Origin of the sequence: Hymenobacter sp. APR13 (assembly GCF_000737515.1) — a bacterium.
Lineage (GTDB): Bacteria > Bacteroidota > Bacteroidia > Cytophagales > Hymenobacteraceae > Hymenobacter.
Genome location: NZ_CP006587.1, coordinates 134483 through 148181, shown reverse-complemented (window position 1 = coordinate 148181; position 13699 = coordinate 134483). Strand labels below are relative to the sequence as shown.

The 13699-nt window shown below is 61.4% G+C and carries 13 protein-coding genes; 10 read left to right on the top strand and 3 right to left on the bottom strand.

Features of this window, described 5'->3' with window-relative positions; translation table 11 throughout:
- Nucleotides 1–102 precede the first annotated feature (102 nt).
- The 10 genes from N008_RS00585 to phhA all read left to right on the top strand — a co-directional run bounded on the left by N008_RS00585 (nt 103) and on the right by phhA (nt 10153).
- Nucleotides 103–750, top strand: coding sequence for a phosphoribosylanthranilate isomerase (locus N008_RS00585; protein ID WP_231569759.1), 648 nt, complete (start codon nt 103–105; stop codon nt 748–750).
- 54 nt (nt 751–804) lie between these two features.
- Nucleotides 805–1713: an ABC transporter substrate-binding protein gene (locus tag N008_RS00580; RefSeq protein ID WP_044012942.1), complete on the top strand. Its 909-nt coding sequence runs from the start codon at nt 805–807 to the stop codon at nt 1711–1713.
- 83 nt (nt 1714–1796) lie between these two features.
- Nucleotides 1797–2993, top strand: a complete 1197-nt coding sequence (gene trpB / locus N008_RS00575; RefSeq protein ID WP_044012939.1) for a tryptophan synthase subunit beta — start codon at nt 1797–1799, stop codon at nt 2991–2993.
- A gap of 121 nt (nt 2994–3114) precedes the next feature.
- Entirely contained in the window at nt 3115–3894 is a 780-nt protein-coding gene (trpA, locus tag N008_RS00570; RefSeq protein ID WP_044012936.1) for a tryptophan synthase subunit alpha, read from the top strand.
- A gap of 136 nt (nt 3895–4030) precedes the next feature.
- Nucleotides 4031–5044, top strand: coding sequence for a 3-deoxy-7-phosphoheptulonate synthase (gene aroF, locus N008_RS00565; RefSeq protein ID WP_044001621.1), 1014 nt, complete (start codon nt 4031–4033; stop codon nt 5042–5044).
- 343 nt (nt 5045–5387) lie between these two features.
- Nucleotides 5388–6752: a helix-turn-helix domain-containing protein gene (locus N008_RS00560; protein ID WP_044012933.1), complete on the top strand. Its 1365-nt coding sequence runs from the start codon at nt 5388–5390 to the stop codon at nt 6750–6752.
- Between the two features lie 267 nt (nt 6753–7019).
- Entirely contained in the window at nt 7020–7406 is a 387-nt protein-coding gene (locus N008_RS00555; RefSeq protein ID WP_044012930.1) for a hypothetical protein, read from the top strand.
- A 30-nt stretch (nt 7407–7436) separates the two neighbouring features.
- On the top strand, nt 7437–7970 hold the full coding sequence (locus tag N008_RS00550; protein ID WP_044012927.1) for a hypothetical protein: 534 nt from the start codon (nt 7437–7439) through the stop codon (nt 7968–7970).
- 368 nt (nt 7971–8338) lie between these two features.
- A complete protein-coding gene (locus N008_RS00545) occupies nt 8339–9073 on the top strand; it encodes a phenylalanine 4-monooxygenase (RefSeq protein ID WP_044012925.1) in 735 nt (244 codons plus the stop codon).
- Between the two features lie 321 nt (nt 9074–9394).
- Complete coding sequence (gene phhA, locus N008_RS00540; RefSeq protein WP_052381035.1) at nt 9395–10153, top strand: phenylalanine 4-monooxygenase; 759 nt, start codon at nt 9395–9397, stop codon at nt 10151–10153.
- 194 nt (nt 10154–10347) lie between these two features.
- On the opposite strand, the gene N008_RS00535 is transcribed toward phhA, so the two are convergent.
- The 3 genes from N008_RS00535 to N008_RS00525 form a co-directional block, all read right to left on the bottom strand.
- Entirely contained in the window at nt 10348–10833 is a 486-nt protein-coding gene (locus N008_RS00535) for a DUF962 domain-containing protein (RefSeq protein WP_044012922.1), read from the bottom strand.
- A 349-nt stretch (nt 10834–11182) separates the two neighbouring features.
- Complete coding sequence (locus N008_RS00530) at nt 11183–12046, bottom strand: dienelactone hydrolase family protein (protein ID WP_044012919.1); 864 nt, start codon at nt 12044–12046, stop codon at nt 11183–11185.
- Nucleotides 12047–12339: 293 nt separating this feature from the next.
- Nucleotides 12340–13656, bottom strand: coding sequence for an ABC1 kinase family protein (locus N008_RS00525; protein ID WP_044012916.1), 1317 nt, complete (start codon nt 13654–13656; stop codon nt 12340–12342).
- Between the last annotated feature and the right edge of the window lie 43 nt (nt 13657–13699).

The following is a 13699-nucleotide window of genomic DNA, read 5'->3' as shown; positions in this document are numbered from 1 at the left end:
CTAATCAATAGCACTACAACATCAGCACGCGAGATGCTTCGACTGCGGCTGCGCCTTCGCTCAGCATGACGTTATATTTCAGCGTAACGAATACACACCCACATGCCCACCAACTCCCACCACATGCCTCACCTCAAAGTCTGCGGGATGGCTGATGCCGACAGCCTGCGGGCGGTGGCGGCGCTGCAGCCCGATTTTTTGGGGTTCATCTTCTACCCCGCGTCGAAGCGGCACGTGGGGGAGCGGCTGCCGGCGGCGGTGGTACGGGCGTTGCCGGCCGCTATCCGCAAGGTGGGCGTGTTCGTGGACGACGACGCGGCCACGGTGCTGGCGCGGGTGCGGGAGTTTGATTTGCAACTGGCCCAGCTTCACGGCCACGAAACGCCCGAAACCTGCGCCGCGGTGCGGGCCGGCGGCGTGCCGGTAGTGAAGGCGTTTGCGGTAGGCGAGGGGTTTGACTTCGCCCAGCTTCAACCCTACGTGGGCTGCGTGGACTACTTCCTCTTCGACACGGCCGGCCCCCAGCCCGGAGGCAACGGTACCGCCTTCGACTGGACGCTGCTGCAGGACTACAACCTGCCGGTGCCGTACTTTCTGGCCGGTGGCATCGGGCCGGAGCACGCGGCGGCGCTGCGCAACCTTCGGCTGCCCGGCCTGTTTGCCCTGGACCTGAATAGCCGCTTCGAAACCGCCCCGGGCACCAAGGACGCCGGCCGGCTGGAGGCTTTTTTTCAGGAGCTGAAAGCATAACAAGCCAGCATCATAACACAGGCAGATTGCGCTAAAGACGGATACACAAAAGCTATGAGCGAAATAAAGATTGCGCTGGACTGGACGGTGAACACCAACCACACGGGCTTTGTGGTAGCTCAAGAGCTGGGCTGGTACGCGCAGCACGGACTGGAGGTGGAGCTGCTGACCCCGGAAGCCGACAACTACGCCCTGACTCCGGCGAAAAAGGTAGAGCTGGGCCAGGCCGATTTTGCGCTTTGCCCGCTGGAAAGCATCATCAGCTACCGCACCAAGGCCCGGCCGTTCGATGCCATAGCCGTGGCCGCCCTGCTGACGGAAGACCTGAGCAGCATCGTAACGCTTAAGCGCCCGGATATTCAGTCGCCCAAAGATTTGGAGGGCAAAATCTACGCCTCGTACCAGGCCCGCTACGAGGACCAGATAGTGGCGAAAATGCTGGAAAACGACGGTGCTATCGGCCCGCTGACCATTACATACCCGGCGAAGCTGGGCATCTGGAACACGCTGCTGCAACAGCAGGCCGACGCCACCTGGATTTTCGATAACTGGGAAGGCGTGCAGGCCCGGCAGCAGGGCGTGGAGCTGACCAGCTTCCGCCTGGCCGATTACGGCATTCCGTACGGCTATTCGCCCGTCATCATGGCGTCGGAAAAACGGGTGCTGGAAAACGGGGAGGCCTACCGGAAGTTTCTGCAGGTGTCCGGGCAGGGCTTCCTGCACGCCAAAGACCACCCGGAGGAGGCGGTGGCGCTGTTGCAGAAGCTGGTTCCGGCCGCCGACCGCACCCCCGGTTTCCTGCTCGAAAGCCAACAGCACACGGCCGAATACTACGGCAGCGGCCCCGGCTGGGGCCACATGAGCCCCGCCAAGGTGCAGCGCTACCTAGACTGGTTGGCCGAGCATGGCCTGGAAACCCGGAAGCTGCCGTTGTCGGAAGTCATGACCAACGACCTGTTATAAGAACCTTTTTTGCGTCTGATTTCGCGGGGTAATCCACTGCGAGACCCTGCGCCAACCACCCCGAGACCCTGCGAAAAACCATCATGAAACCAACCTACCAACAACCCACGGAGCGCGGCTACTACGGCCAGTTCGGGGGCGCGTTCATTCCCGAAATGCTCTACCCCAACGTGGAGGAGCTGCGCCAGCAATACCTGAGCATCATGGCCGAGCCGGAGTTCCAGCAGGAATACCAGCAGCTGCTGCGCGACTACGTGGGCCGGCCCACGCCGCTGTTCGAGGCAAAGCGGCTGTCGGCCAAGTACAACACCCGCATCTACCTCAAGCGCGAGGACCTCTGCCACACCGGCGCACACAAGGTGAACAACACCGTGGGGCAGATTCTGCTGGCCAAGCGCCTGGGCAAAACGCGCATCATTGCCGAAACCGGCGCCGGCCAGCACGGCGTGGCCACTGCCACGGTGTGCGCCCTGATGGGCATGGAGTGCATCGTGTACATGGGCGAAGTGGATATGGAGCGGCAGAAGCCCAATGTGTACCGCATGCGCCTGCTGGGGGCTGAGGTGAGGGCGGCCATGAGCGGCAGCCGCACCCTCAAGGACGCCACCAACGAGGCCATCCGCGACTGGATCAGCAACCCCGTGGATACGCACTACATCATCGGCTCGGTGGTGGGTCCGCACCCGTACCCCGATCTGGTGGCGCGCCTGCAGGCCGTTATCAGCGAGGAAATGCGCAAGCAGCTGCTGGAGAAAACCGGCTCCGAGCTGCCGCAGTACGTGGTGGCCTGCGTGGGCGGTGGCTCCAACGCGGCCGGCGCGTTCTACCATTTCCTGGAAGAACCCTCGGTGCAGCTGGTGGCCGTGGAAGCCGCCGGCCACGGCGTGCACTCGGGCCACTCGGCTGCTACCTCGGTGCTGGGTACGCCGGGCGTGATTCACGGCAGCCGCACCTTGCTGATGCAGGACGAGGACGGCCAGATTACCGAGCCTTACTCCATTTCCGCTGGCCTCGACTACCCCGGTATCGGCCCGCTGCACGCCTTCCTGGCTGATTCCAAGCGCGCCCGCTTCATCAGCATTGAAGACGAAGCGGCCCTGAAGGCTGTGGCCGAATGCAGCCGCCTCGAAGGCATCATTCCGGCCCTGGAAACCGCCCACGCCCTGGCCGCCCTCGACCAGCTCGGCGCCGGCCCCGACGACGTGGTGGTCATTAACCTCTCCGGCCGCGGCGACAAGGACCTGGAAACCTACATCAAGTACGCTGACGCTATTATGTAATGCCAAACCACCTGTCATCCTGAGCAGAGCGAAGGACCTTATCACGCGTGAACAAGTCGTTCACTAGTAAGCCAGACGTGATAAGGTCCTTCGCTCCGCTCAGGATGACAGAGCCGCTGATATGAACCGAATCAAAGACGCCTTCGACAAAAAGCAGAAGAACCTGCTCAACATCTACTTCACCGCCGGCTACCCGCGCCTGCACGACACCGTACCGCTGATCAAAGCCTTGAGCGAAGCCGGCGCCGACCTCATCGAAATCGGGATGCCGTTTTCGGACCCGCTGGCCGATGGGCCGGTGATTCAGGCCAGCAGCACCGTGGCCCTGGCCAATGGCATGAACCTGCGGGTGCTGTTCGAGCAGCTGCAAGGCATCCGGGAGAGCGTGCCCGAAACGCCGATTCTGCTGATGGGCTACCTCAATCCGGTGATGCAGTTCGGGGTAGACAACTTCTGCCGCGAAGCCGCCGCCGCCGGCGCCGACGGCATCATCCTGCCTGACCTGCCCCTCGACGATTACGTGGCCGAATACCAGGACATCTTCCGCCGCCACAACCTGCGGCCGGTGTTCCTCATCACCCCGCAAACCGCCCCGGAGCGCATCCGCCGCATCGATGAGCTGACGGATTCGTTCCTCTACCTCGTGTCGGGCCCCGGCACTACGGGCGGGGCCAACACCCAGGCCGAGGGCGTGCAGGAAGCCTATTTCCAGCGCATCGAGGCCATGAATCTGCGCAATCCGCGTCTCATCGGCTTCGGTATCGGCGACAAAGCCTCCTTCCAGAACGCCTGCCAGTACGCCGAGGGTGCTATCATCGGCTCCGCCCTTATCCGCGCCCTGGATGGTGTGGACGACGCTCCGGCCGCGGCTAAGCGGTTTGTTTCTTCTGTACTCAACTAAGTAGCCCCCCAAACTGTCATCCTGAGCGGAGCGAAGGACCTTATCACGCGTGAACGACATCGTTCGGTAGAAAGCCAAACGTGATAAGGTCCTTCGCTCCGCTCAGGATGACAGAGGATTCTCCCCCCACCAGAACATGATCATCCAACTCGACCCCCATATCACCGCCGCCAACAAAGCCGCCATTGAAGCCCGCATTCAGGAGCTGAAATACAAGGCTACGGAGGTGAAAACCCAGCGCGCCCACTATCTGGTGGCCATCGGCAAGGCCGATGTGGATCTGCGCGCCATCGGCCAGCTGCCCGGCATCCTCGACATCCACCGCGTCTCGGACGACTACAAGCTGGTGAGCCGCAAGTGGCGCGTGCGCCCCACGGTGCTCGACCTCGGCGACGGGGTGCGCATCGGGGAAGGCTCGCTGACGCTGGCGGCCGGCCCGTGTAGCATCGAGAGCGAAAAGCAGATGGAGCTGATCATGCAGCACCTCGTGGACAACGACGTGCGCATCATGCGCGGGGGCGTATTCAAGCCCCGCTCGTCGCCGTACGCGTTCCGCGGGCTGGGCATGGAAGGCCTGAAGGATTTCCACCGCATGGCCCGGGAGCGGGGCATCAAAATCGTGACGGAGGTCATGCAGGTGTCGCAGGTGGAGGAGATGCACGACTACGTGGACGTGTTCCAGGTGGGCGCCCGCAACACCCAGAACTTCAACCTGCTCGATGCCCTGGGCGGCGTGGATAAGCCCGTGATGATCAAGCGCGGCATCTCGGGCACCATCGAGGAGCTGCTCTCGTCGGCCGAGTACGTGTTTTCGGGCGGTAACGAGAAGCTAATTCTCTGCGAGCGGGGTATCCGTACCTTCGAAACAGCCTCGCGCAACACTTTGGATTTGAACGCGGTGCCCATCCTGAAGGAGAAAACTCACCTGCCCGTCATCGTGGACCCCTCGCACGGCATCGGCATCCGCGAGTACGTGCCCACCATGGCCCTGGCCGGCGTCATGGCCGGAGCCGACGGCATCATCTACGAAGCCCACGAGAAGCCCGAAGAAGCCGCCTCCGACGGCGCCCAGACCCTGAATTTCGCCGAGTCGGAGCGCCTGATCCGCAACCTGCGCAAAGTGTACGCCCTGCGCCAGGAGCTGGAGTAGGGGCGTTAGGTTGGCAGAAAAGGAACGTCATGCTGAGCTTGTCGAAGCATCTCGCGTGCTGACACCGGATTATTACCCCAACGTCAGCACGCGAGATGCTTCGACAAGCTCAGCATGACGTTTTAATTGGCTTCAGATACGGACTAGCACGATGTAGAGACGCGACACTTCGCGTCTCGTCATTGAACGACCCGGAACCGCGCCACTCAAAACAACATCAGCAACGACGAGACGCGAAGTGTCGCGTCTCTACATCGTTCAACAGCGCATAAACCGCCTCGGCTTTAATAAGCCGGGGCGGTTTTTATATAGTCGAAACCCGATCTACTGCTACCTTGCCGGTATGTTCTTCGGATTCAACATCTACAGCGGCTTGCTGCTGCCGTTTTTCCTGCAAGGCGTAATTGTGGCGGCGGTGCTGTGGGCGCGGCGGCGGCGCGAGGATACGGCGGCCGACGGCTGGCTGGCCCTGCTGCTGCTGCTGTTTGCCGTGCGGCTGGCCCAATGGATGCTGGGCTTTGCCGGCTGGTACGACTCGCACGACTCCCGCACGACGTTCATGTTCTACTGGCCATTCAGCAACTGGCTGGCGGTGGGGCCGGCGCTGTACTTCTACTTCCGCAGCCTCACCAACCAGGAGTTCCGGCTGCAGCGGCAACACTGGTGGCATTTCGCGCCCGCTCTGGTGGTACTCGCGTGGCTGCTGGTGGTGTTTGGGTACGATTTGGGCTGGTGGCACGGGCTACAGGGCCGGCCGCTGCCCGCCCACTTCGGCACCAAAGGCCCCCTGGCCAGTTGGGCCGACTACCAGCCCATCGGGCTGCTGGCCGATACGCTCGGCTACCTCTCGGTGCTGGCCTACGCGGTGCACACCCTGCGCGCCTACCGCGCCTACGCCCGTTACCTCAACGACAACTTCTCCGACACCGAGCAGCTCCGGTTTCGGTGGCTGCGCAACGTGCTGGTGGCCGTGGTGGTGGGCACCGGCGTCACGCTGGTGTTCGGCGCGGTCAACCTATTCATCACGCCCCTCAACTACGTGCAGAGCTGGTACGACTACCTGTTCACCGGCCTGCTGATCTACTACCTCAGCATCTCGGGCCTGCTGACGGGTTACCGCCTGGCCGCCCTGCGCTTCCAACTGTCGGCTGACATAGCCGCTTCGCCAGCACCCCTGTTGCCGCCGGTGGAAGCTGCCGCCGGAGCGTCCAACATTGTTGCACTGGAGACAAGCGAAAAGATAGTTGCCCCTGCGGTACTTGGTCTGCCTGAAACATCTGTTTCGCCCGTCGTTACGGTTGCCAGCGTACAGTCGGTAGCTGATGCCACCGTTGAAGAGCCAACTGAAACGGCCGCCGAGCCCGACGCGGAGCTCACCCGCTGGACCACCCGGCTGCTGGCCCACATGCAAACGGCCCGGCCCTACCTGGAGCCCGAGCTGACGCTGGGCGAGCTGGCCACCCAACTGCGCACCAACACGTCCTGGCTTTCCCGGGTCATTAACTCCGGCTGCGGTCAGAACTTCAACGACTTCGTGAACGAGTACCGGGTGCGCGAGGCCGAGCGCCGTCTCCGCGACCCACAGTTCCGGCACTACACGTTACTGGCCGTAGCCCTAGAAGCCGGCTTCAACTCCAAGTCCACCTTCAACCGCGTCTTCAAAAAGCTCCGCGGCCAGACGCCCAGCGAAGCAGCCCGGCAGCTGTAGAGACGCATACTTGCGCCTCATCGTTGAACGGCCGGCCATGTACCAACAGCACGTTGTAGAGACGCGACCCTTCGCGTCTCGGCATTGAACGACCCGGAACCGCGTCAATCAAACAACTTCAGCAATGGCGAGACGCGAAGGGTCGCGTCTCTACGCCTGCCCAGTGTCAAACTATAAGTTGAGGCGTCCCAGGCTGTAAACTGGGTCGTTTGGGGGCGACGGGGGCAGTTCCTTTGGGACATCGTTTCACTTCAACCCCCCATTGACATGCGTACTTTCCTGCCTTCCCGTTCGGTCACTGTTGCCACTTTCGCCGCCCTGTTACTGCTCGTTACGGCCTGCTGGGCGGGTATCACTTCCAGTCTGCTCATTGAGCCGGGCAAGCAGTTTGCGCTGGGCGGCGGGCAACTGGGCGGCTTCAAAGTAGAGGCTCACAACGTGGGCAAAGTACCCGTCGAGTTCAAGGAGCGGCCCCGGGGCGGCGGCATCTTCGGCAAGACGACGCTGGCTCCCGGCGAGCGGGGCACGTTGCGGTTCATGGCCGGCTCCACGGCGCTGCTGCTCAACCCCTCGGCCCAGCAAGCCAAAGTAGACCTCAAAATCACCGGCGACACCCGGCTGAGCATGACCTACGAGCCTAATGGTAAGCTGTAGGCGGCATCATCACAATCAAAAGGCGTTGCCATGAAAAAGCAAATTCTCAAGTTTGCGCTGGCCCTGGCCAGCTTGATTACGCTGGTGGTGGAACGCGGGAATGCTCAACCTGATGCTCCCCGCCTGACCATGCAGGAACTGCAGCTTCTGACGCAGCAATGGGAACAAGGGCAGTTCACATATGCCAATGAGGCTTCCGCCCAATCCGTCGCCATTCGCAGTGGCCTGAACGGCATGAGCGCCGGCTCTAATGCCGTGGTCCTCGATTATATCTACCAGCAGCCCGAGGGTGGTATGGTGAAGGAGTTCGACAAGCTCTGGCTGGCCCGTGACGGTCGTTCCATTCGTTGGGATGATGCGCAACTGCAACTCCGGTCTAAAACCCGCCTGCCCGATGGCCGCATTCAGGCAGTATTTGAGGGGCCGGGCCGGGAGATGGGCCAGCCGTGCGAGCTGCGCCGCGTACTTACGCTGGGCTCCCAGAAGCTGGAAATCAGCAAAGAAGTACGTCGGGCCAATACGACCACTTTCGTCGCCCTAGCCCGGTACGAGTTTATACGATGAAAATGGCTTATTTGAGAAATAGAGCCCTTCAATTATAGGGCAGTTAATCATAAATAGTGTCAAATCATTGCTGATGGCCCCTCGTACAAGGGTGTTTAGATGAAATAAATGCGCCTATTCATGTAATAGGCCTTGTAAAATAAACTGTCCTGAAATCTTGTTTATTCCGGAAGTCTTCTATATTTGCATCATCATGCTGAACCTATCCGCGAAATGCTTTATGACCATTAATCGTCCAGTCCAGGACGAGGTCGGGCGCTTTTGCGGGTACGAAAGGTAGAACACAGCATGCTTCTCCTTCTCTGAAATCCACTTAAGAGCCCGACTCCTCCCCAGGAGCCGGGCTTTTTTTCTGCCCTGTACGCGCTATGATACAGCAACACTACGACCGGTATACCACGCAGGATCAGCTGGTTTGGAAGGTATTGTTCGACCGCCAGACGGCCCTGCTGCACAAGCGTGCCTGCTCGGCGTTTGGCCGGGGGCTGGAGGCCGTGGGCTTCCACCGCAACGCCATTCCCGATTTTCAGGAAGTAAGCCAGCGCCTGCAAAAAGCCACTGGCTGGCAGCTGGAACCGGTGCAGGGCATGCTCAATGATGCCGAGTTCTTCGGGTTGCTGGCCCAGCGCAAGTTCCCGGCCACCGTCTGGATCCGGAGCATGGAGCAGTTCGACTTCATTGAGGAACCCGACTTGTTCCACGGCGTATTCGGCCACGTGCCGCTGCTCATGGACCAGGCCTTCGCCGACTTCCTGCACTTCCTGGGCCAGGTAGCCGCCCAGCATCTCGACGATGCCGTGGCCCTGGCCCGCCTCGAGCGGCTCTACGGCTTCACGGTGCAGTTCGGGCTAGTGGAGGAGCACGGCCAGACGCGCATGTACGGGGCCGGTCTGCTCTCGTCGTCGGGCGAAATCCACCACTGCATCGGCGACGTTTCGCGCCGTTTCCCCTTCGACCTGGCCACCGTGCTGCACACCCCCTACAGCGAAGCGCACCTGCAGGATCAGTACTTCGTGCTCACCAGCTGGGAGCAGCTCACCGAAAGCGTAGCCGAGTTGGCCGCGCTGCTGTCCTCAGGCTGGGAGCTGCAGCCGGTAGAGTAGCCCTTCTGTCATCCTGAGCGGAGCGAAGGACCTTATCACGTCTGAACGACTCGTTGGACATGATAAGGTCCTTCGCTCCGCTCAGAATGACAGAGTGAAATCTACTTAATTCAAAATCTCTCGTACATTTGCTGCACATGCTGCTGTTCACGTCCCGCTATTATTACGCTGCTACCTATTACGTTCCCCTCCGGAGCGGAGCGGCCGCGGCGTACGCGAGGACCTGAGACTAGCACATCATCCTCCCCAACGTCTTTTCAAGCCTGCCTCCGCTCCCTGCGGAGGCAGGCTTTTTCTGTTTCCACCTTTTCCGTTTTCGTTATGCAGTCTGTTTCTGCCGCCCCCGTTGCTCCCGTTGCCCTGCCGCTGCTCACCCAGGTATACGCCGATTACACCGCCGCCGACCAGCACGTGTGGCAGCTGCTCTTTGACCGCCAGATGGCTTTGCTGCCCGGCCGCGCCGCCGAGGCATTTCTGGAAGGCGTGCGGCGGGTGGGCTTCACCCGCGACGCCATCCCCGATTTCCGGGAGGTGAACCCGCGCCTGCAGGAGCTGACCGGCTGGGAGCTGGTGGTTGTGCCCGGCATCGTGGATGACGCCGTGTTTTTCCAGCTGCTGGCCAACCGCAATTTCCCCGCCACCACCTGGCTGCGCACCCTCGAGCAGCTCGACTACCTCGAGGAGCCCGACATGTTCCACGACGTATTCGGCCACGTGCCGCTGCTGACGGATGCCGGCTTTGCTGATTTCCTGCAGAAACTGGGCGCGGCCGCCGTGCACCACGGGCAGCGCTGGCCCGGCACGCTGGAGCAGTTCACGCGCCTGTACTGGTTCACGGCCGAGTTTGGCCTGATTCAGCAGCCCGACGGCCTGCGCATCTACGGGGCCGGGCTGTTGTCGTCGCACGGCGAGGTGAAGTTCAGCCTCAGCGATGCGCCCACCCGCCTGCCCTTCACCCTCGACGGCGTGCTGGACACCCCCTTCGAGAAGGACAAATTCCAGGACCTCTACTTCGTGCTCACCGACATGCAGCAACTCCCCGAAAGCCTGGCTCAGCTCCAAGCACGGCTGCTGGAATAAGCTGCGGTTAGTAAACAACGCTGAACGTCATGCAGAGGCGCAGCCGAAGCATCTCGCGTGCTGACATTGCTTCACTAGCCCAGGGTTTAAACCTTGGGCTACGGAGTGGTTATCGTTCGACGATTGGACAACGTCAGCACGCGAGATGCTTCGGCTACGCCTCTGCATGACGTTCTATTTTGTCCAACAAACCATCAATACCGCCAGCCCAGCCGGCGGTAGATGAAATGAAGCAGCCACAGCGGGCCGATGAGCAGAAACTGCAGGTCTTTGAAGAAGCTGGGCTTCTTGCCCTCCACCTTATGGCCCCAGAACTGCCCAATCCAGGCCAGCACGAAAATAATCAGGCATACAGCCCATAGCGGCAGGGCCGCCCTGGCATCCACCACGCGCAGCCCCAGCGCCATAGCCACCCACACCAGCACCATCCCCACCGCCAGCCGCCCCGAGAGGCGCACGTAATACGCCACTGCCAGCACCATCACCACAGTAGCCCAGTTCAGCCAGGGGCTGATATTCTGCACAACCGCCGGCACCGGCACCGACCAGAGTAACCCCAGAATGGCGAACATAATCAGCGGCACGCACACCCAGTGCACCAGCTTGTTGGTAGGGTTCTGGTGGCTTTCGGCATACTCGTTCAGCAGCCGCTGAACCGGAGAAACAAGGGCGGTGGACATAGCGCAGGACGTTGGTGGGAGCCAATAAGGTAGCAGATTCCCCGCAGTCTGGAAAACCCTACATGACTGTAGAGACGCGACACTTCGCGTCCCGGCGCGTGCTGATGTTGTTCAGGGAGTGCGGTGCCGATTGTCCGGATAACACACATCAAAACCGTGCTGGCGTTGTGCCGGTGGCGCGGTTCCGGCTTGTTCTGGCGGGAGACGCGAAGTGTCGCGTCTCTACAACCGTGCAGGCTGATACAAAAAAAGGCTGCCCAAGCGGGCAGCCTTTTTTACGCATTGCGGGAAAACCACCGGCTGCCGGAACGAATCCGTGCAATCCGATGAATCCGGCTAAATCCGTGATTTATTTCACCTTCAGGTTTTTCTTCAGGTAGGCAACCGAGGCGGCGTGGGCGTCGGCAGCGAAGTCCTTGCTGTACTTGGGGTTGGATGGGTTGGCGAAGGCGTGGTCGGCGTCGTAGGTTTTCACCGTGAGGCCTTTTTTGGCGGCGGCCATATCCTTGCGGAACTGGTCTACCACCTCTTGGTTGATCCACTTATCCTGCTTGGCGAAGACGAACAGCACGTCGGTGTTCAGCGTCTTGAGCTTGGCCACGTCCTTCTCGGGCATGCCGTAGTAGGCCACGCAGGCTTTGGCTTTGGGACCGGCCAGCAGGGCCGTCTGGATGCTCCAGCCGCCACCAAAGCACCAGCCGATGCTGCCGATTTTGGCGTTGGGGCCGGCGTAGGCGAGGGCACCGTTGATGATGGCCTGGGCACGCTCGGTTTTTACGCCCTGCATCAGCTTACCGGCCTGGTCGGCGTCGGTGGCAATCTGGCCGTCGTAGAGGTCGAGGGCAATGACGTTGACGCCGGGCAGCTCCTCGGCGAAACGGCCGGCTTCCTGCTTGATGTAGTCGTTCAGGCCCCACCACTCGTGAATCACGAACAGGTATTTGTCGGACTTGGTCTTGCTCTTGATTTCAAAGGCTTTGCCGGTCTGACCGTCGGTGGTTTTGAACTCAATCATGCTGCCTTCGCCGGCGTAGGTGAAGGGCAGGGGGGCATCGTGGCCGCCGGAGAAGTCCTCGTTGGAGGCCAGCATGGCGAATACCTCGGTGGCCGCCTGACCGGCGGCGGGCTTGGTGCAGCAGCTCATCGTCGATTGGGCCGAGGCCACCGATACCACGCTCAGCAGCGCGGCGCAAAGGGTCCAGAGTTTTTTCATGGAAAAGGAGAGGTGAAGATGGGGAGAGAAAAAAAGCATCCCGGAGTAATTCGTGTAAGTACACGAGTTGCTTCGGGATGCTTAAACTGTAGTCTGCCGGTTTAGTTTGGAAGTGCCCAATTATTCGGCGGAATTGGCATGTTTGAACACTGATGAATGAGCAGCTATATGACTGTCATGCTGAGCTTGTCGAAGCATCTCGCTCGCCAACGTTGGATTACCATTGCAACGTCAGCACGCGAGATGCTTCGATAAGCTCAGCATGACGTTCTTTTTAGGTTCTTAGTCCCTGATTATTCGGCGGGATTGGTGCGGATGGAGGCGCGCAGTTCCGTGAGCAGGGCGTAGAGGCCCACGTAGGTGCGGTTGAGGTAGATGAAGTGCTCAGAGCCGCGGGGCTCGCGCTGCTGGCGCAGCTCGGGCTTCTGCATCAGGTCGTCGCCGAGGGCGTAGAGGCTCTGCATGTAGGCCGGGTCGCCGAAATCGAAGGTGGGCTGGCGGAAGGGGCGGCCCACCAGTTCCAGCGAGGCGCGCATGGTATCCACGTAGAAGGCGCGGCGGGCGGCCGGGTCGTCGGCGCGGAGCACGCCGCCTTCTTCCAGCAGGGCCGCTAGGCGGGCGGGGTCGGCGAGGGTTTCGGGGGTGAGCAGGGCCGTGAACAGGCGGTGGACATCGGCCGGAATTTCCTTTACGCAGCCAAAATCCAGCACGCCCACAGTGCCGCCGTTGGTATCCGTGAGCAGGAAGTTACCGGGGTGCGGGTCGGCATGCACTTGGCGCAGCTCGTTGAGCTGGAACATATAGAAGTCCCAGAGGGCCTGGCCGAGCTGGTTGCGCACTTCCTGGCTGGGGTTGGTGGCCAGAAACTCCTTCATGTGCTGGCCGGGCAGCCAGTCCATGGTCAGAATGCGGGCGGCCGACAGCTCGGGGTAATACCGGGCAAACTGCAAATGCGCCAGACCGGCCGAGGCAGCGACAATCTGCTGGCCGCGGCGCAGTTCCAGGGCGTAGTCGGTTTCTTCGAGCAGGCGGGTTTCCACTTCCTGCATGTAGGGGCGCACGGTGGCCTCGTCGAGGCCCAGCACGCGCAAGGCAATGGGCTTCACCAGCCGGATATCGGAGCGGATGCTGTCGGCCACGCCGGGGTACTGCACCTTCACGGCCAGCTCCCGGCCGTCTTTGCGGGCGAAATGCACCTGCCCGATGCTGGCCGCCTGCCGCGCCTCAATATCGAACTCGTCGAACACCTCGAACGGCGACTTGCCGAACGCCTCCCGAAACGTCTTCACCACCAACGGGCCCGAGAGGGGCGGGGTCTGGTACTGGGCCTGGGCAAACTGGTTGGCGTAGGCGGTGGGCAGCAGGTTCTTTTCCATGGCCAGCATCTGGGCCACTTTCAGCACCGAGCCTTTCATTTCGCTGAGCGTGCCGTACAGCTCGGCCGCGTTGGCGGCGTGCAGGTCCTCGGTGGGGCTGTCGGCGCCCACGGCCCGCTTGGCGTAGTGCTTCACGTAGTTGGCCCCCACGTTGAGGCCGGTTTTGGCGAAACGAGCCGCCCGGGCCACTTTGGTGGTGGGCAGGGAAGTAAGCGACTTGGGGGTATCGTCCATGAGGATGAAAAAAGAACGTCATGCAGAGCGGAGCGAAGCATCT